A 16,444-nucleotide genomic window follows, 5' to 3' on the forward strand; every position below is an offset into this window, starting at 1 on the left:
GATGACGTACGAACCCTGGGAAGCAGACCCGGAAGACCTCGACTACGACGGCGACCAGCAGGACCTGGCCGACCGGCTGTCGCTGCGGCGCGTGGCCGGCATGTCGACACAGCTCGCCGACATCACGGAGGTCGAGTACCGCGAACTGCAGCTCGAGCGCGTGGTGCTGGTCAGCGTGTGGACGACAGGGAGCGAGGTGGACGCCGACAACGCGATGGCCGAGCTGAAGCTCCTGGCGGAGACCGCGGGCTCCCAGGTGCTCGAGGGGCTCGTGCAGCGGCGCAGCTCGCCGGACCCGGCCACGTTCATCGGTCGTGGCAAGGTGGACGAGGTGCGCCAGGTGGTGATCGCCACCGGTGCCGACACCGTGATCTGCGACGGCGAACTGGAACCGGCGCAACTGCGCAACCTCGAGGACCGGGTCGGGGTGAAGGTGATCGACCGGACGGCCCTGATCCTCGACATCTTCGCCCAGCACGCCAAGAGCGCCGAGGGCAAGGCGCAGGTCGAGCTCGCCCAGCTCCAGTACCTGCGCCAGCGGCTCCGCGGCTGGGGCGGCAACCTGTCCCGGCAGGCGGGCGGACGGGCCGCGGCCGGCGCCGGCATCGGCGGCCGTGGCCCGGGCGAGACCAAGATCGAGACCGACCGGCGCCGCATCAAGACCCGGATCGCGATCCTGCGCCGGCGCCTGCGCGAGCTCGACGCGGTGCGGGACACCAAGCGCTCCCAGCGCACCCGCAACCAGGTGCCGAGCGTCGCCATCGTCGGCTACACCAACGCCGGCAAGAGCTCGCTGCTGAACCGGCTCACCGGTGCCGGCGTCCTGGTGGAGGACGCGCTGTTCGCGACGCTCGACCCCACGACGCGCCGCACCGAGACCGCCGACGGCCGCGTGTTCACCCTCACCGACACCGTCGGCTTCATCCGTCACCTGCCGCACGACCTCGTCGAGGCGTTCCGCTCCACGCTGGAGGAGTCGGTCGCTGCCGACCTGCTGGTGCACGTGGTGGACGGCTCCGACCCCGACCCGTTCGGCCAGATCGCCGCCGTCCGCACGGTGCTCGCCGACATCGGCGCCGCCGGTGTCGCCGAGCAGCTCGTGGTGAACAAGACCGACGCCGCGGATCCCGACGCGCTGCTGGCCCTGCGGGGGCGCTACCCCGACGCGGTGTTCGTCTCCGCCCGGATCGGCGCGGGCATGGACGAGCTCCGGGCCCGGGTCGAGCAGCGGCTACCGCGTCCGGAGGTGGAGGTGCGTGCCCTCGTGCCCTACGACCGCGGCGACCTGATCAACCGCATCCACCTCAGCGGGGAGTTCGTCAGCAGCGAGCACACCGAGCACGGCACGCTGGTGGTCGCCCGCGTGAACGCCGACCTCGCCGGCGAGCTCGCGCGCTACGCCAGCGATGCCTGAGCCGGCCGGCCTGGATGGCGAGAAGGCCGGCGGAGGCGGCCTGGCCGACCGCATCCTGGCGGCCGCCGTCGCCGGGATCGGCGGTCACCCCCGTCCGGGCCAGCAGCAGATGGCTGCCGCGGTCGGCCGGACGCTCGACAACGGTGAGCACCTGCTGGTGCAGGCCGGGACCGGGACCGGCAAGTCGCTGGGCTACCTGGCCCCCGCCCTCGCCAGCCTCGTCGAGGACCGGGCGTCGCGGGTGGTGATCGCGACCGCGACCCTCGCGCTGCAGGCCCAACTCGCCGGGAAGGACATCCCGGCCGCCGTCACGGCCTGCGAGCAGGTGTGCGGCCAGGGGGTCACCCACGCCGTCCTGAAGGGACGGAGCAACTACGCCTGCCTGCTGCGGGTGCGCGACGGCCAGGGCTCGGAGCAGGAGGCCCTGCTGCCCGAGCCCGGCGAGGCGACGGGGGTCGGCGCGGAGGTGGTCGCGCTGCGCCGCTGGGCGGAGGAGGAGGCCGGCTCCGGGCGGCTCGCTGACCGCGACGACGCTCCGGCGCACACCCCGGCCGCCTGGATGCAGGTGTCGGTCCCGGTCCGGGAGTGCCTGGGTGCGCAGCGGTGCCCCTACGGCGCCGAGTGCCTGGTGGAGAAGTCGCGCGAGCGGGCGCGGGCCAGCCAGCTGGTGGTGACCAACCACGCCCTGCTGGCGGTCGACGCGCTGCACGGGGGTACCGCGCTGCCCGAGTACGAGGGGCTGGTGATCGACGAGGCCCACGAGCTCGTCAGCCGCGTGACCGGTGCCGCGTCCGTCGAACTCGGCCCGTCGCAGGTGGAGCGGGTCGCGAAGCGGTGCCTCGCCTGGCTCACCGACGACGTCGGGCTGGCCTTCCTGGACGCAGCGGACGCCCTGCAGGGCGCGCTGGACGGGACCGATCCCGGCCGGGTCACCGAGCCGGAGGCCGAAGTGGTGGCGGCGCTGCGCAGCGTCCGCACGGCCGCCCGCGCGGCGATCACGGGGCTGGCCGGCGGCAAGGACGAGGAGACGGACCGCCGGCAGGCGCAGGCCGCAGCCCAGGAGGTCTTCGACGTCGCCGAGCGCATGGCGAAGCTCGACCCCTACGACGTGGTGTGGGTGTCGGAGTCCGAGCGGTTCGGCCGGCAGGCGAACTGCGCCCCGCTGTCGGTGGCCGGACTGCTGCGCAGCCGGGTGTTCGACAACCACCCGGTGGTGCTCACCTCGGCCACGCTGAAGATCGGGGGTGACTTCCGCGCGATCGCCGCGTCCCTGGGGCTGGCCGGGGAGGACGCGGCGGACTGGCGCGGGATCGACGTCGGCTCCCCGTTCGACTACCGCAGCCAGGGAATCCTCTACGTCGCGCGGCAGCTGCCCCCGCCGGGGCGGGACGGCATCGGGCCGGAGGCGCTCGCCGAGGTGGCCGAACTCCTGTGGGCCGCGGACGGCAGGACGCTCGGCCTGTTCGCGTCCCAGCGATCGGCGGAGGCCGCCGCGCGGTACTGCCGCGAGCACGTCCCCGAACGGCTGGTGCTCTGCCAGGGCGACGCGCACCTGCCCCGGCTGACCGCGGAGTTCGTGGAAGACCCGGAGGCCTCGCTCTTCGGCACGCTGTCGCTGTGGCAGGGCATCGACGTGCCGGGCGACACCTGCCGCCTGGTGATCATCGACAAGATCCCGTTCCCGCGACCGGACGACCCGCTGATGCAGGCCCGCCAACAGGCGGTCACCGAGGGCGGGGGGAACGGCTTCATGGCGGTGGCGGCCACGCACGCGGGGCTCCTGCTGGCCCAGGGGTCGGGACGCCTGATCCGCACCCTGACCGACCGCGGTGTCGTCGCCGTCCTGGACCCCCGGCTGGTCACCGCACGGTACGGCAGTTTCCTCACCGCGTCGATGCCCGACTTCTGGACGACCACCGATCGCGAGACGGCCATCGGGGCGCTGCGGAGGCTCGGCAGCGGAACGGACGCGGGCGCCCGCTGAGCCCGGCCCGGGTGGGCTTCGGCCACGCGGGCGTGGGCGCCAGCGCGGCGTGGCAACGGGTGCGACGAGAAGCCGAGGCTCCTCGTCGGAGCACCCGGCGAGGCGATCGGCTCGGTGGCCGGCGCTTCGGCGTCGTGCCGGGCCGGTCCCGATAGCGCACGAGACGTCCGCAGGACCCGGTCGAGCGGGGGAGGGCGGTCAGGAGCCGAGGAGCTCGGCGAGGCGCCCGGCGCGGTCGTCGGGCACCTCGACCAGCTTGGTCCTGCTCGTGGCGCCGCTGACGAGGGCCACGTCTCGGGCCGGGCATCCGAGGGCCTTCGCGAGCGCGGCGAGCGCCGCCTCCGTGGCCCGTCCGTCCACCGCTGGAGCCTGGACGGCCACCACCAGGGCGTCCTCGCCGTAGCGGCCGCCCACGCGGGTCCTCCCCGCCCCCGGCTTGACCCGGATCGGGATGCGGATGGCTACACCCTCCGCAGGACGGCGACCACCTTGCCGAGGATGGACGCGTTGTTGCCGTCGATCGGCTCGTAGGCGGGGTTGTGGGGCAGCAGCCACACCTGGCCCGGCGTGCGCTTGAAGGTCTTCACGGTGGCCTCGTCACCGATCAGGGCCGCCACGATGTCGCCGTTGACGGCGTCGGGCTGCTGCCGCACGACCACGTAGTCACCGTCGCAGATCGCGGCGTCGATCATCGAGTCGCCCCTGACCTCCAGCAGGAACAGCGTCCCCTCACCGACGAGCTGGCGGGGGAGCGCGAACACGTCCTCGACGGCCTGCTCGGCGAGGATCGGGCCACCGGCGGCGATGCGACCCAGCACCGGGACGGTCACCGACGGCGCGGTCGGGGCGGGGAGGTCCGGCTCGACGATGCGGGTCGCCACGGCGACCTCATCCCCAGCCGCCATCGAATCGGGCAGCCGCACCTCGAGTGCGCGTGGGCGGTGCGGGTCACGGAAGAGGAAGCCCTTGGCCTGGAGCACCTTGAGCTGGTGCGCGGCCGAGGACGAGGATGCCAGGCCCGCGCGGTCGGCGATCTCCCGGATGCTCGGCGGGTAGCCGCGGGCAAGCAGGTCGTCGCGGATCACCTCGAGGATCCGCCGCTGGCGCGCGGTGAGGCCCTCCGCGTCCGCCGGGCCGTCGGGCAGGTGGCTGACCTTCGTGCCGAGCTGGGCGGCGATGTCTTCCTTGCGCGGACGGCCCCGCTTGCGGGCCGGGGGTTCTGCCTTGCTAGCCATGGCAGCACGCTAACCCGGCGCCGCGACGGAATCAAACACATGTTCGAGCGTGTCGGGAATCGGACGTCACAGCACCTCGACGGTGCCGCGGCCGCCGTCCACGCGCACGAGGTCGCCGGTCGCGAGCCGCGCGGTGGCGTCACCGCAGCCGACCACGGCGGGGATGCCGAGCTCGCGGGCCACGATGGCGGCGTGGCTGAGCGGCGCGCCGAGGTCGGTGACGATCGCACCCGCCCGGGGGAAGACCGGGGTCCAGCCGATGTTGGTCAGGGGGGTGACCAGCACCTCGCCCGGCAGCAGCTGGTCGGCGTCCTCGATGCGGTCCAGCCGGCGCACCCGTCCCTGTGCGACCCCGACCGACCCGGCGGCCCCGGTCACGAGCCGCTCGTCGCCCTCCGGTGGTGGCGGCAGCGGACGGCCCGCGACGAAGGCGTCGCCGCGCCGGCCGGGATCGGCCGCCCACGCGTACGGGTCGAAGCGACCGACGATGAACAGCGGGAGCTGGGGGAGGTCCCGCTGCCGTTGCACCACGGCGCGGCGCGCGGCCACGTCCGGCGCCCGGCCGGTCCCGTCCAGGGCGTCCAGCAGTTCGGGGAGGGTGTGGAAGAACACGTCGTCGCCGATGCCGAGCAGGACGCCGGCACGGAGGGCGAACCCTCGCCCGACCCCGGTCCAGCGGACGGACTCCGAGCGGACGCGCTCCCGCAGTGCGGCCCGGCGCGCCCTGCGTCGCAGCCGGCGCTCGACGTCGCGCGCCTTTTCGGGATGGTCCGTCCTGAGGCGGTCCCTGGCCGCCTCGAAGGCCGCGGCGCGGCCGGCCCGGAGACGTCCCACGTCCGCGCCGGTCGCGGCGGAGGCGAGGGCGCGGTCGAGCCAGCCGGGGTTCTCCGCCGGACGCGGCCAGGCGAGCTCGACCTCGTTGTGGCCGCGATGCCCGAACGCCGCGAGGTAGTCGTCGCGGGAGAGGCGTCCGGCGAGCACCTCCTGGAGCCCGGCGGCGGGGCCGAGGCTCTCCAGGCCTCCGCAGAGCCCGGCGACGTTCGCCAGCAGCGCGGCGGAATCGTCGGCGCCGACGAGCCGGCGGAGTTCGTCCTCGAGCGGGTCGAGCCGGTCGTCGGTGGCGGCGATCACCGCCCAGAACGCGCGCAGGGAGGCGGGGAACACCGCGTCCCGCCACAGGGCCGCGAGCTCCGCGCCGGTGGACGCGGCCGCGACGCGGGCGGCGAGCCGCGCGCTCTCCTCCCGGCTGGTGGCGAGGAAGCGGGGGAGGCGCAGCCGGTGCCACTGCAGGCGGACCAGCGTGGCCAGCAACGGCAGCCCCTCGTCCTGCCAGTCGGCCTTCGTCAGGGGCAGCACGGGCAGCGGGACGTCGTCGGGCAGGTCGCCCCACAGCCCGGCGATCTGGCGGTAGGCCGCCCGCGGGTCCGCCGCTGCCTTCGGCCCGCGTGCGCTCACCTGCACGCTCAGGTTCGCGTAGGGCCGCCCGCCGACGTAGCCGGCCATCTCGCGACCCCTCACCTTCATCGACGGGCCGCCGTTGTCCTGCTGGTGGCGGACCACGGAGACGGTGAGCGGGGTCTGCGGCTCCGGGTTGGCCTCCGACAGGTTCGTCGCCGACCACAGGCAGGTGCCGGTGAGGGTGTCGTTGCGCTCCGCGGTGACCGGGTCCCAGCCGCGCATGCTGGTCACCGGCCGGGCCTGGAGGATCCAGACGCGGTCTGCGGCGACCGCCCACTCGATGTCCAGGGCGACTCCGCCGAAGCAGGCCTCGATGTCGTGCGCCGCGGCATGCAGCCGGGCGGCCACCGGCGCGAGGACGGCAGGGCCGGTGTACGCGCCGTCGGGGCGGTGGAAGCGGAACGGGGTCGCGTCGGCGGAGCCGGAGACCAGCGCCTCGCCCGGGCCCTCGACGACGTCGCCCACCATGGTGTCGAGGTCGCCGGTGAGCGGGTCTGCGGTGAACAGGACGCCCGCCCGCTGCGCTGCCACCATGCGCTGCACCACGACCGCGACCGGCTGGTGGGCCTCGACCCCCTGCGCCTCGGCGTAGGCCCGCACGCGGGGCGCGGCCCCGGAGCGGTGGACGCGGGACGCGGCGTCCACCACCGCGGTGGCGGGCACGTCGAGCTCGGTGGCGAACGCGCCGGCGAACGACGCGGACGCGGAGTCCTCCGCTCCGGCGGAGGATCGCACGGCGAAGGGGCCGCCGCCGAGGCGGCGCAGGGCGCGTGCCAGCTCGCGGGAGCCGGCGGGGGAGAGCCCGCCGTCGTCGAAGGCGCCCGGGAGCACGACGACCCCGGCCGGAACGCGGAAGCCAGCCTGCACCAGGCGCGCCAGCGCGGAGGCCTTGCCCCCCGCCCCTGGCGTGCCCGGGGCCAGTCGGGCGAGGTCGTGCACCAGCCGGCCCGGGGGCGCGGAGCGCACGCGCCGCACGAGGACGACGGCCCGGCCGGCGAGCCAGGTGCCCGCCAGGTAGCCGAGGGTTCCGGCCAGCGCGGCGAGCGGGACGCGGGCCAGGACGGGCACAGGGGCGAGGACGGCGACCGCCGAGCCCGCCGCCAGCGCGCAGAGGTTGGCACCGACGAGGCGTGCCCTCCGGGTGCGGGGGTCAGTCATCGCCGGCGTCTCCGGTGGCACCGCCGAGGATCCGGTCGAGGCCCGGGACGCGGGCGAGCACCTGGTCGGCCTTGCCGAACGCGAGGCCGAACCCGACGTCGCCGAACACCAGCAGCTTGTCGCCGACCTCGATCCCGAGGTCGCGGCGCGCTTCCGCCGGAATGACGATCTGGCCGCGGTCACTGACCGTCACGGTGCCGTAGAAGCGGCGGTCGGGATTGGTGGGGTGGGTGTGGGCCATCCGTGCTCCTCGCGTCTTGGATACAAGACATATCTTACGCGCTCGGGAGGCCTGGAGGAACTGTCAGTGGCGGGTGCGAGGCTGTTCCACGTCCGACACGCGGAGCGAACAATTGTTCGAATTGCTTGATCCGCGCGGCGGGCTGGGATAGAAAAGGTATCGAACACCTGTTCGAGCGAAGGAGATGCCATGAGCGCGCTGCTGATCGAGGACCTGTCCACGACCATCCCGGTGAGCCTGCCGGGCACCGGCGCCGAGCCGCGCCGCTGGCGCCATGTCGAGCGCGGCCCGCAGGCCCGCCCGCACCTGGTGTCGCTGCCGGGCGGCCGTCCGGGCGGTGTCGCCGCACCGGCCGCGCCACGGGTCCCGGCTCGCGTGGCCGCGTCCACCCCAGCCCGCACCTGGGAGCTCACCGATCGGGGGATCGCGGTCGTGGTGGTGTTCTTCCTCGCCGTGGTCGCGCTCGCGGCCGTGGTGCTCGTCAGCGGCTTCCTGGCCGTGAGCGACGCCCCGCTGCCCGTCGCGCCGCCGGTGGTGGCCGCTGCCGCGCAGGGGTGAAACCGGAGTCCTCTCCCGCCATCGACGACGCCGGACGGCCCCTGTGGCCGGCCGGCGTCCGCAATTGGGAGCATCTCCGCGCGACACGCCAGCGGGGCTGTCTTGCCAGTGGCACTCTGGAGACATAACCTCTACATCTAGTAGTTACACGGATGTGGTTAGTCCACAGATTGTGGTCGCCGCCCACAAGTTATCCACAGCGTGATCCCCCGACGCATCCCCAGGAAGGAGCCGGAGAAATGCACTGCCCGTTCTGCCGCCACACCGACACCCGGGTCCTCGACAGCCGTGTCGCCGAAGACGGCACGAGCATCCGGCGTCGCCGCCAGTGCCCGATGTGCGAGCGCCGGTTCACGACGCTCGAGCAGATGCAGCTGGTCGTCCTGAAGCGTTCCGGGGTCGTCGAGCCGTTCTCCCGCGAGAAGGTCGTCACCGGCGTCGCCAAGGCCTGCAAGGGCCGTCCGGTCTCCGAGGCCGACCTCGCCCGGCTGGGCCAGCGCGTGGAGGAGACCCTCCGGGCCAGCGGCCAGGCCGAGATCCCGGCCGACGAGGTCGGACTGGCCATCCTCGGGCCGCTCAGCGAGCTCGACCCCGTCGCGTACCTGCGGTTCGCGTCGGTCTACAAGCACTACGACTCGGTCGACGACTTCGAGGCCGAGATCGAGAACCTGCGCCGCGTGGCGCTCGTCACCAACTGACACACCCCCCTCCACCGATAGCGAAAGGCAGCCCGACCATGACCGAAACCGCCAAGGCGACCCCCAGGGGTGGCCGGAAGTCACAGGGCCTGAAGATCGACCGCGTGTTCACCACCGCGGGCGTCCACCCCTACGACGAGGTCACCTGGGAACTGCGCGACGTGGTGCAGACGAACTGGAAGACCGGCGAGCACGTCTTCGAGCAGCGGGGGGTGGAGTTCCCGACGTTCTGGAGCCTGAACGCCTCCACCATCGTCACCACCAAGTACTTCCGCGGGGCCCTGGGCACGCCGCAGCGGGAGGCCAGCCTCAAGACGCTGATCGACCGCGTCGTGCGCACCTACCGCGCGGCCGGCGAGCAGTACGGCTACTTCGCGACCGCCGACGACGCGGAGATCTTCGAGCACGAGATCACCTGGATGCTGCTCAACCAGTACTTCAGCTTCAACTCCCCGGTCTGGTTCAACGTCGGCACGCCCAGCCCGCAGCAGGTGAGCGCCTGCTTCATCCTGAGCGTTGACGACTCGATGGACTCGATCCTGAACTGGTACAAGGAGGAGGGCTTCATCTTCAAGGGCGGCTCCGGCGCCGGCCTGAACCTCTCCCGCATCCGCTCCAGCAAGGAGCTGCTGTCCTCCGGCGGCACCGCGTCCGGCCCGGTGTCGTTCATGCGTGGCGCGGACGCGTCCGCGGGCACCATCAAGTCCGGCGGAGCCACCCGGCGCGCGGCGAAGATGGTCGTGCTGGACGTCGACCACCCCGACATCTACGAGTTCGTCGAGACCAAGGCGCGCGAGGAGGACAAGATCCGCGCCCTGCGTGACGCGGGCTTCGACATGGACCTCGGCGGCAAGGACATCGTCAGCGTCCAGTACCAGAACGCGAACAACTCGGTGCGGGTCAGCGACGAGTTCATGCGGGCGGTCGAGGACGGCACCGAGTTCGGCCTGCGGGCACGCAAGACCGGCGAGGTGATCGAGACCGTCGACGCCCGCGACCTGTTCGGCAAGATCTCCGAGGCCGCGTGGGAGTGTGCCGACCCCGGCATCCAGTACGACGACACGATCAACGCCTGGCACACCAACCCGGAGTCCGGCCGGATCAACGCGTCCAACCCGTGCTCGGAGTACATGAGCCTCGACAACTCCTCGTGCAACTTGGCCAGCCTCAACCTGCTGAAGTTCCTCCGGGAGGACGACACCTTCGACACCGGGCTGTTCGTGAAGGCCGTCGAGCTGATCATCACGGCGATGGACATCTCGATCACCTTCGCCGACTTCCCGACCGAGGCGATCGGCGAGACCACCCGCAACTTCCGTCAGCTGGGCATCGGCTACGCCAACCTCGGCGCTCTGCTGATGGCCGTCGGCCGCGGCTACGACTCCGACGGCGGCCGTGCGCTGGCCGCGTCCATCACCTCGCTGATGACCGGCGCGTCCTACCGCCGCTCCGCGGAGCTCGCCGCGGTGGTCGGTCCCTACAACGGTTACGCGCGCAACGCCGACGCCCACCAGCGGGTGATGCGCAAGCACCAGGCGGCGAACGACGACGCGCGCACGTTCGACGGGCTCGACAAGCCGATCCACGCCGCAGCGGCCGCGGAGTGGGCACAGGTGGTCTCGCTCGGGGCGAAGAACGGGTTCCGCAACGCGCAGGCGTCCGTGCTCGCCCCCACCGGCACCATCGGCTTCATGATGGACTGCGACACGACCGGCATCGAGCCCGACTTCTCGCTGGTCAAGTTCAAGAAGCTCGTCGGCGGCGGCTCGATGCAGATCGTGAACCAGACGATCCCGCGGGCGCTGAAGCGGCTCGGCTACGCCGAGGAGACCGCAGAGGCGATCGTGGAGTACATCTCCACTCACGGCCACGTCGTGAACGCACCCGGGCTCAAGCCCGAGCACTACGAGGTGTTCGACACCGCGATGGGCCAGCGCTCGATCAAGCCGATGGGCCACGTACGGATGATGGCCGCGGTGCAGCCGTTCCTGTCCGGGGCGATCTCCAAGACCGTCAACCTGCCCGAGACCGCGACGGTCGAGGACATCGCCGACGTCTACCTCCAGGGCTGGAAGCTCGGGCTGAAGGCGCTGGCGGTGTACCGCGACAACTGCAAGGTCGGCCAGCCCCTGAGCGACGGCAAGAAGCCGGAGGAGTCGACCGAGGCCAAGGCCGAGCCCGAGGTGCGGATCGAGTACCGCGCACGCCGCAAGCGCCTGCCCAAGTCGCGCGTCAGCCGCACCACCTCCTTCTCGGTGGCCGGGGCGGAGGGCTACATGACCTCCGGGCAGTACGACGACGGCAACCTCGGCGAGGTGTTCCTCAAGCTCGGCAAGCAGGGCTCCACCCTGGCCGGCGTGATGGACGCGTTCTCGATCGCCGTCTCCATCGGCCTCCAGTACGGCGTGCCGCTGGAGCAGTTCGTGCAGAAGTTCACCAACCTGAAGTTCGAGCCGGCCGGCATGACCGACGACCCGGACGTCCGGATGGCGCAGTCGATCATGGACTACATCTTCCGCCGGCTGGCGCTGGACTACCTGTCCTTCGACGAGCGGGCCGAGCTCGGCATCCACACCGCCGCCGAGCGGGCGCGGTACGTCGAGACCGGCAAGTACCTGTCGGAGGAGGACGAGGCCGAGCTGATCGAGTCCGAGTCGCTGAAGAATGACGCCGCCGACGACGTCCGGGTGCACGAGGACGGGCCGAACCAGCCCGCCCTGGTGGAGATGGACGCCCACTCGACCGCCGAGGTGCTGGAGAAGCTGTCCGGGCTGAGCGTGGACGCTCCGCTCTGCCTCACCTGTGGCACCAAGATGCGGCGCTCGGGCTCCTGCTACATCTGCGAGGGCTGCGGCTCCACCAGCGGTTGCAGCTGATCGTTGCCACGCGGACGGCCGGTCGGACCTCGGTCCGGCCGGCCGTTCTCAGTTGTCGAGAGTCCGGAGGGTGACCGTGACGGTCTCCCCGTCCCCGAGGTCCTCCGCCCGCCGGACGGCCGCCTTCACCGGCAGCACGTAGGGGCCGCCGCCCGCGGACGGGAACACCGACGTGCGCCACGTCGTCGCACCGATCGTGACCTCGACGCGCACCGAGCCGAAGCCGCGCGGCGGCCCGGACTCGAAGCGGATGACCTCGGACATCTCCTCCGGCAGGGTGACGAAGCGCCACGTGCCGTCGGCGACGCACCACAACGGTGCGGAGAAGTGCTCCCGGCGTCCCATCGGGCCCCCGGGATCAGCCTTCCTGCTCGTCATCCCCGGTGGTTTCCGCATCGGCGGGAGCGGTGACGGTGAGCGAGAGCCAGGACGTGGTCACCACGGGTGCCGCGGCGTCGGGCGCGGCCGCGCGCGGCGCGGCACCGCGCCCCGGCTCGCTCGGACGGACGGGATCGCCCATGGCGGCCCTCAGGGCCTGCGCGATGGCGTTGCCGGCGGCGGGGTCGTACTTCCTGGTCTCGGCCATGGCCCGATGCTATGCGACCGGGCTGTCACCGGGCTGTGGGACGCGGTCCCGCTGCCCCTGGCGACGGACCTCCCACACGAGGTACCCGGCGATCGCGAGCGCCGCGACCACCACCGCGCCCACCGCCAGCACGGGGGACCGCTCGTAGAGCCGGCCGAGGATGTCGACACCCACGGTGCCGAGCGTCGCGTAGAGCAGCGCCCAGGCGACCGAGCCGATGGTCACCGCCGGCAGGTAGTGGCGAAGGCGCATGCCGGTGGCACCGGCGGCCAGGTTCGCCACGGTCTGGAAGCCGATGGTCAGGAACGAGACCGCCACCACCGGGGGGCCGAAGCGGTCGATGCGCTCGGTGGCCCGCAGGTAGCCGGGGGAGTCCATGAGCCGGGCGAGGCGGGTGCGCCGCGCTCCTGCCGAACCGAGCCGTCCCAGCCAGTAGGTGCCGTTCGCCCGGAACATCACGATGACGAACAGGGCCGCGACGATCGCCGGGAACGGGAGGTTCCAGCTGGTCGGATCCACGCGACCTCCAGATGTGTTGCGGAGAGGTCAGTGTACGTGGACGGTCAACGTCGTTGCCCTGCGGAGGGCGAGGACGCCGGCGGCGAACGCGAGGACGGCGAGGGCGCCGGGGAGGTCGCCGGGGTGGAGCACCGCCCCCAGCTGCCACACCGCCCACGTGCCGGCGGTGAACAGCGCGTAGCCGGCCTCGGCCCACCCCGGCCGGGGGGTGCCGGGACCGGGACGGGGGATCAGGAGAAACTCCGCGCGCGCGATCAGCGGCACCACCAGGACGACGACCGCCACGACCACGACGATGAGCAGGATGGGGTTCATCAGCACCGGGGCGACGGACGGCAGCAGCAGTGAGAGCCCGACGAGGGCGCCGGCGGAGACCACGATCGCGGGGATGTGCCACAGGTAGGTGGTGAGCAGCAGCGCGTTGGCCACCCGGATCACCCGGGCGGTGCGCTCGCCCACCCGCGCCGCCACGCCGGCCCGCTCGAGGAGCGCCAGCACGCTGGTCTGGGCGAGGCCGAGGGCGACGATGGCCAGCGTGGGCGGGAGCAGGTTCGCCACCAGCACGTCGGCCCACGCGACTGCTGCGGGCGGGTACCCGAAGGCCGTGACCAGCACGGCGATCACCGCGGCGCAGGCCGCGATGACACCGACGAGCCGCCCGGCCGGCCAGGTGCGGAACCAGCCGCGGTGGTAGGCGATGCCCCACTGGTGGGCCAGGGGCCAGGCGAAGGCGAGGTTCAGCCACTGGAGGTCGAGGTCGCCGGTCAGCCGGACGGCGACGTCGACCGCGACCACCCCGGCGAGCAGCGGCAGCATCACCCACCCGCCGAACCGGTCGTGCAGCCGGACCGCGAGCGGCGCCGCAGCCAGCAGGAGCTGGTAGACCACCGCGAACCACAGCAGCTGGGCGAACTGCCGGCTGAGCGCCGCGGCCTCGGGCAGCCAGCCGGCCCACGTCGCAGCCGTGCCGATGGCGGTGAACACGATGAGGAAGAACGACATGGGTCCGAGCAGCCGGCTGCCCCGCAGGGTCAGGAACGCTCCGTAGGGGGTGCCGGAGGCGCGCCAGGTGTCGACCACGACGGCGTTGGCGTAGCCCGCGGCGACGAAGAAGACGGGGATGATCGTGGCGACCCAGCTGATCGCCCACAGCACCGGTCCGGGCGCCCACGGCACCACCCGCACCTGCCCGTCGACGAGGAGAACCTGCCACAGCAGCGCGTGGAAGACCACGACGATCAGCATCGAGCCGATGCGTGCGAGGTCGATCAGGTGGTTGCGGCGGGGCACCGGCACATCGTAGGCACCCGCGGACCGGCTTCCGTCCCGCCCTGAGAACCCGGGACGGCGTCCCCGCCCGTGCGGGCCTACCCTGACGCCGTGCAGGCAGCCCTCAGCGGATACCTCACCATCTGGTCGGTGATCGGGGTCGGCTGGGTGGTCGCCCACCTCCGCGTCCTCACCGAGCAGCACCGCCGGATGCTGTCGCGGCTCGCCTTCACCGTCGCCTCCCCGGCGCTCCTTCTCGGCCTGGTCTCCCGGGCGGACCTCGGGCACCTCTTCAGCGGCACGCTGGTGGTCTCTGCGCTGGCGATCGTCCTCACCGCAGCCGTCTACCTCGTGGCCGCCCGGGTCCTGCTCGGCCGTGCCGGGCTGGCCGATCGCGTCGTCGGGACGTTGTGCTCGGTCTACACCAACGCCGGCAACCTCGGCCTGCCCGTCGCCGCGTACGTGCTCGGCGACATGACCTGGATGGCGCCGATCCTGCTGATCCAGGTCGGGCTGCTCCAGCCCGTCGGGCTGGCGCTGCTCGACCTCGCCGCCGCCCGCGCGGACGGACGCCGCCTGTCCTGGTCGAAGTACGTGACGCTGCCGGTGCGCAACCCGCTGACCGTCGCGACGCTGGCCGGCCTGCTGGTGAACGCCCTCCACGTCCCGGTGCCCGACCTGGTGTGGCGGCCGGTGGAGATGGTGGGCCAGCTGGCGGTCCCGGCGATGCTGATCGCCTTCGGCATCTCGCTGCGCCTCGACCCGGCTCCGGGACGCGGCCCGCACGCGGGCGAGCTCGCCCTGGTGGCACCGCTGAAGGTGCTCCTCCAGCCGGCGATCGCGCTGGCGCTCGGCGCGGGCGTGTTCCACCTCGGGGCGTCGGACCTGCTGGCGGTGACGGTGATCGCCGCCCTGCCGACCGCCCAGAACATCTACCTGATCGCGAGCAGGTACCACGTCCGCACGCTTCTGGCGCGTGACGCCATCTTCGTCTCGACGATCGCCTCGATCCCGGTGATCGTCGCGGCGTCCACGTGGCTGCGCTGAAGGGAGGCGAAGAAGTGCCTGCGTCTTCGGCGGTTCCCGCCTCGGGTGACCCCGCGACCGGCTAGCATGCGCGCGATGGACACCGGCCACTTCACCCGCTTGTCGGGGGACGAATGCCGACATCTGGTGCGTGGCCACAGCGTCGGCCGCGTCTGCTGGTTGTCGGCGGAGGGGCTGCAGGTCCTTCCGGTCACGTACGCCGTCTCCGGCGAACGCATCTACTTCCGGGTGAGCCCCGGCTCCGTGCTCGGCGAGCTCGCCGGGACGGTGCGCGTGGCGTTCGAGGTCGACGACATCGATGTCCCGACCGCGACCGGCTGGAGCGTCCTGGTCCGGGGTGACGCATCGGGCGCGGGTGCGGACGACGTCCGGCTCCCCGCGCCCTGGGCGCCCGGTCGCCGCGACCTGACCGTGGTCATCACCCCACTCTCCTATTCCGGCCGAGCCGTCTCGGCCGACCTCCCGAGGAGTTGAGCATGCTCGTTCCGTACCTGGGCCCGGCCCGGATCGTCGTCGGCTTCGACGGCTCGGACGACTCCTTCCGCGCGCTCGCCCACGGCGTGCGGGAGGCGCTGCTGCGTGAGGCAGAGCTCGTGCTCGTGCACGCGGTGGACGACACCGTCCTGAACAGCGCGTGGGGCGTGGTCTTCGACCCCGAACAGATCAAGGAGGGCGCGGCCGAGATGCTGGCGACCGGGGTGGCCGAGGCGGTCGCGTCCGGGCTCGCGCGCACCCGGGTGCGCACCGAGGTCGTCCTCGGGAACCCGGCGGCAGCCCTCACCCGGATGAGCAACGAGGCGTCCCTCGTGGTCGTCGGACGCACCTCCGGCGGCACGGGCGAGAAGGCCTTCATCGGGTCGACCGCTGTCGGCACCGTCGGCGCGGCGCACTGCCCGGTCGTGGTCGTCTCCGTCGACAACCTCCAGCGCGAGCAGCCCGCGGGCGTCATCGGCGTGGCCGTGGACACCTCCGCCCGCGGCGCGGTGGCGCTGGAGTGGGCGCTCGGCGAATGCCGGGCCCACGGCGGCCGGGTCGTGGTGATCAGCGTCTGCCGCGCTCCCCAGGGACGCTGGTTCAGCGCGGGGCACCCGACGGCCGAGCAGGAGGAGAAGGCGGTCGAGGTCACTCGGGCACGCATGGTCGACATGGTCTCGGAGATCACCGAGGACTACCCGGAGGTGGAGGTCGGGCTCGAGGTGTCCTACGGCAACCCGCTGGACGTGCTCACCGCCCGGGCCGAGGAGCTCGACGCGCTGGTGCTCGAGGTGCACGCGTCGTTCCCGACCTACTCCGTGGGCGGACTGATCCGGGGCCTGATGAGCCACGGGCGCTGCCCGATCGTGGTCATCAGGCCGAAGGACAGCCACGGGTCCTGACGCCCCCGTCGCGGCGGCCCCGTAG

At 72.7% G+C, this 16,444-nt stretch carries 16 protein-coding genes; 8 read left to right on the forward strand and 8 right to left on the reverse strand.

The features are described from left to right. The first annotated feature begins 1 nt into the window (after position 1). Positions 2–1,414 carry a GTPase HflX gene (gene hflX, locus ACFQQJ_RS07715; RefSeq protein ID WP_377105397.1) on the forward strand — a complete coding sequence of 471 codons (1,413 nt, stop codon included), beginning with the start codon at positions 2–4 and terminating at the stop codon, positions 1,412–1,414. A 10-nt stretch (positions 1,415–1,424) separates the two neighbouring features. Beyond that, a complete protein-coding gene (locus tag ACFQQJ_RS07720; protein WP_377105515.1) occupies positions 1,425–3,398 on the forward strand; it encodes an ATP-dependent DNA helicase in 1,974 nt (657 codons plus the stop codon). Between the two features lie 198 nt (positions 3,399–3,596). On the opposite strand, the gene ACFQQJ_RS07725 is transcribed toward ACFQQJ_RS07720, so the two are convergent. From ACFQQJ_RS07725 to ACFQQJ_RS07740, 4 genes are all read right to left on the reverse strand, one after another. Beyond that, positions 3,597–3,953: a DUF167 domain-containing protein gene (locus ACFQQJ_RS07725; protein WP_377105398.1), complete on the reverse strand. Its 357-nt coding sequence runs from the start codon at positions 3,951–3,953 to the stop codon at positions 3,597–3,599. Beyond that, complete coding sequence (gene lexA / locus ACFQQJ_RS07730; protein WP_377105399.1) at positions 3,860–4,633, reverse strand: transcriptional repressor LexA; 774 nt, start codon at positions 4,631–4,633, stop codon at positions 3,860–3,862. The genes ACFQQJ_RS07725 and lexA overlap by 94 nt, the downstream gene beginning before the upstream one ends. A 66-nt stretch (positions 4,634–4,699) precedes the next feature. Then, entirely contained in the window at positions 4,700–7,249 is a 2,550-nt protein-coding gene (locus ACFQQJ_RS07735) for a PEP/pyruvate-binding domain-containing protein (RefSeq protein ID WP_377105400.1), read from the reverse strand. Continuing rightward, positions 7,242–7,490: an AbrB/MazE/SpoVT family DNA-binding domain-containing protein gene (locus tag ACFQQJ_RS07740; RefSeq protein WP_377105401.1), complete on the reverse strand. Its 249-nt coding sequence runs from the start codon at positions 7,488–7,490 to the stop codon at positions 7,242–7,244. The genes ACFQQJ_RS07735 and ACFQQJ_RS07740 overlap by 8 nt, the downstream gene beginning before the upstream one ends. 189 nt (positions 7,491–7,679) lie before the next feature. Between ACFQQJ_RS07740 and ACFQQJ_RS07745 the strand changes: the two genes are divergently transcribed. The 3 genes from ACFQQJ_RS07745 (at position 7,680) to ACFQQJ_RS07755 (ending at position 11,622) form a co-directional block, all read left to right on the forward strand. Next, positions 7,680–8,048 carry a hypothetical protein gene (locus ACFQQJ_RS07745; RefSeq protein WP_377105402.1) on the forward strand — a complete coding sequence of 123 codons (369 nt, stop codon included), beginning with the start codon at positions 7,680–7,682 and terminating at the stop codon, positions 8,046–8,048. Positions 8,049–8,287: 239 nt separating this feature from the next. Next, the gene (gene nrdR / locus ACFQQJ_RS07750) at positions 8,288–8,746 is read left to right on the forward strand and encodes a transcriptional regulator NrdR (protein ID WP_377105403.1); all 459 of its coding nucleotides are present in this window, start codon (positions 8,288–8,290) and stop codon (positions 8,744–8,746) included. Positions 8,747–8,784: 38 nt separating this feature from the next. Continuing rightward, positions 8,785–11,622, forward strand: coding sequence for a vitamin B12-dependent ribonucleotide reductase (locus ACFQQJ_RS07755; RefSeq protein ID WP_377105404.1), 2,838 nt, complete (start codon positions 8,785–8,787; stop codon positions 11,620–11,622). A gap of 48 nt (positions 11,623–11,670) precedes the next feature. On the opposite strand, the gene ACFQQJ_RS07760 is transcribed toward ACFQQJ_RS07755, so the two are convergent. From ACFQQJ_RS07760 to ACFQQJ_RS07775, 4 genes are read right to left on the reverse strand one after another with little or no spacing between them, the layout of a single operon-like run. Further along, positions 11,671–12,000, reverse strand: coding sequence for a DUF1905 domain-containing protein (locus tag ACFQQJ_RS07760; RefSeq protein ID WP_377105405.1), 330 nt, complete (start codon positions 11,998–12,000; stop codon positions 11,671–11,673). After that, positions 11,981–12,208, reverse strand: coding sequence for a hypothetical protein (locus ACFQQJ_RS07765; protein WP_377105406.1), 228 nt, complete (start codon positions 12,206–12,208; stop codon positions 11,981–11,983). Before ACFQQJ_RS07765 ends, ACFQQJ_RS07760 begins: the two co-directional genes overlap by 20 nt. A gap of 9 nt (positions 12,209–12,217) precedes the next feature. Beyond that, on the reverse strand, positions 12,218–12,727 hold the full coding sequence (locus tag ACFQQJ_RS07770; RefSeq protein ID WP_377105407.1) for a DedA family protein: 510 nt from the start codon (positions 12,725–12,727) through the stop codon (positions 12,218–12,220). Positions 12,728–12,754: 27 nt separating this feature from the next. Then, a complete protein-coding gene (locus tag ACFQQJ_RS07775) occupies positions 12,755–14,017 on the reverse strand; it encodes an acyltransferase family protein (RefSeq protein WP_377105408.1) in 1,263 nt (420 codons plus the stop codon). Between the two features lie 90 nt (positions 14,018–14,107). On the opposite strand from ACFQQJ_RS07775, the gene ACFQQJ_RS07780 reads away from it, so the two are divergent. From ACFQQJ_RS07780 to ACFQQJ_RS07790, 3 genes are all read left to right on the forward strand, one after another. Next, on the forward strand, positions 14,108–15,043 hold the full coding sequence (locus tag ACFQQJ_RS07780) for an AEC family transporter (protein ID WP_377105409.1): 936 nt from the start codon (positions 14,108–14,110) through the stop codon (positions 15,041–15,043). 75 nt (positions 15,044–15,118) lie between these two features. Beyond that, a complete protein-coding gene (locus ACFQQJ_RS07785) occupies positions 15,119–15,517 on the forward strand; it encodes a pyridoxamine 5'-phosphate oxidase family protein (RefSeq protein ID WP_377105410.1) in 399 nt (132 codons plus the stop codon). A 2-nt stretch (positions 15,518–15,519) separates the two neighbouring features. Continuing rightward, positions 15,520–16,419: a universal stress protein gene (locus ACFQQJ_RS07790; protein WP_377105411.1), complete on the forward strand. Its 900-nt coding sequence runs from the start codon at positions 15,520–15,522 to the stop codon at positions 16,417–16,419. Positions 16,420–16,444 lie beyond the last annotated feature (25 nt).

The organism is Propionicimonas sp. T2.31MG-18 (genome assembly GCF_964266745.1).
Lineage (GTDB): Bacteria > Actinomycetota > Actinomycetes > Propionibacteriales > Propionibacteriaceae > Propionicimonas.

Coding starts and splice junctions, on each gene's coding strand:
- hflX (WP_377105397.1), top strand. CDS start 2: ATGACGTACGAACCCTGGGAAGCAGACCCGGAAGACCTCGACTACGAC.
- lexA (WP_377105399.1), bottom strand. CDS start 4,633: ATGGCTAGCAAGGCAGAACCCCCGGCCCGCAAGCGGGGCCGTCCGCGC.
- ACFQQJ_RS07735 (WP_377105400.1), bottom strand. CDS start 7,249: ATGACTGACCCCCGCACCCGGAGGGCACGCCTCGTCGGTGCCAACCTC.
- ACFQQJ_RS07740 (WP_377105401.1), bottom strand. CDS start 7,490: ATGGCCCACACCCACCCCACCAATCCCGACCGCCGCTTCTACGGCACC.
- ACFQQJ_RS07745 (WP_377105402.1), top strand. CDS start 7,680: ATGAGCGCGCTGCTGATCGAGGACCTGTCCACGACCATCCCGGTGAGC.
- nrdR (WP_377105403.1), top strand. CDS start 8,288: ATGCACTGCCCGTTCTGCCGCCACACCGACACCCGGGTCCTCGACAGC.
- ACFQQJ_RS07755 (WP_377105404.1), top strand. CDS start 8,785: ATGACCGAAACCGCCAAGGCGACCCCCAGGGGTGGCCGGAAGTCACAG.
- ACFQQJ_RS07760 (WP_377105405.1), bottom strand. CDS start 12,000: ATGACGAGCAGGAAGGCTGATCCCGGGGGCCCGATGGGACGCCGGGAG.
- ACFQQJ_RS07765 (WP_377105406.1), bottom strand. CDS start 12,208: ATGGCCGAGACCAGGAAGTACGACCCCGCCGCCGGCAACGCCATCGCG.
- ACFQQJ_RS07785 (WP_377105410.1), top strand. CDS start 15,119: ATGGACACCGGCCACTTCACCCGCTTGTCGGGGGACGAATGCCGACAT.
- ACFQQJ_RS07790 (WP_377105411.1), top strand. CDS start 15,520: ATGCTCGTTCCGTACCTGGGCCCGGCCCGGATCGTCGTCGGCTTCGAC.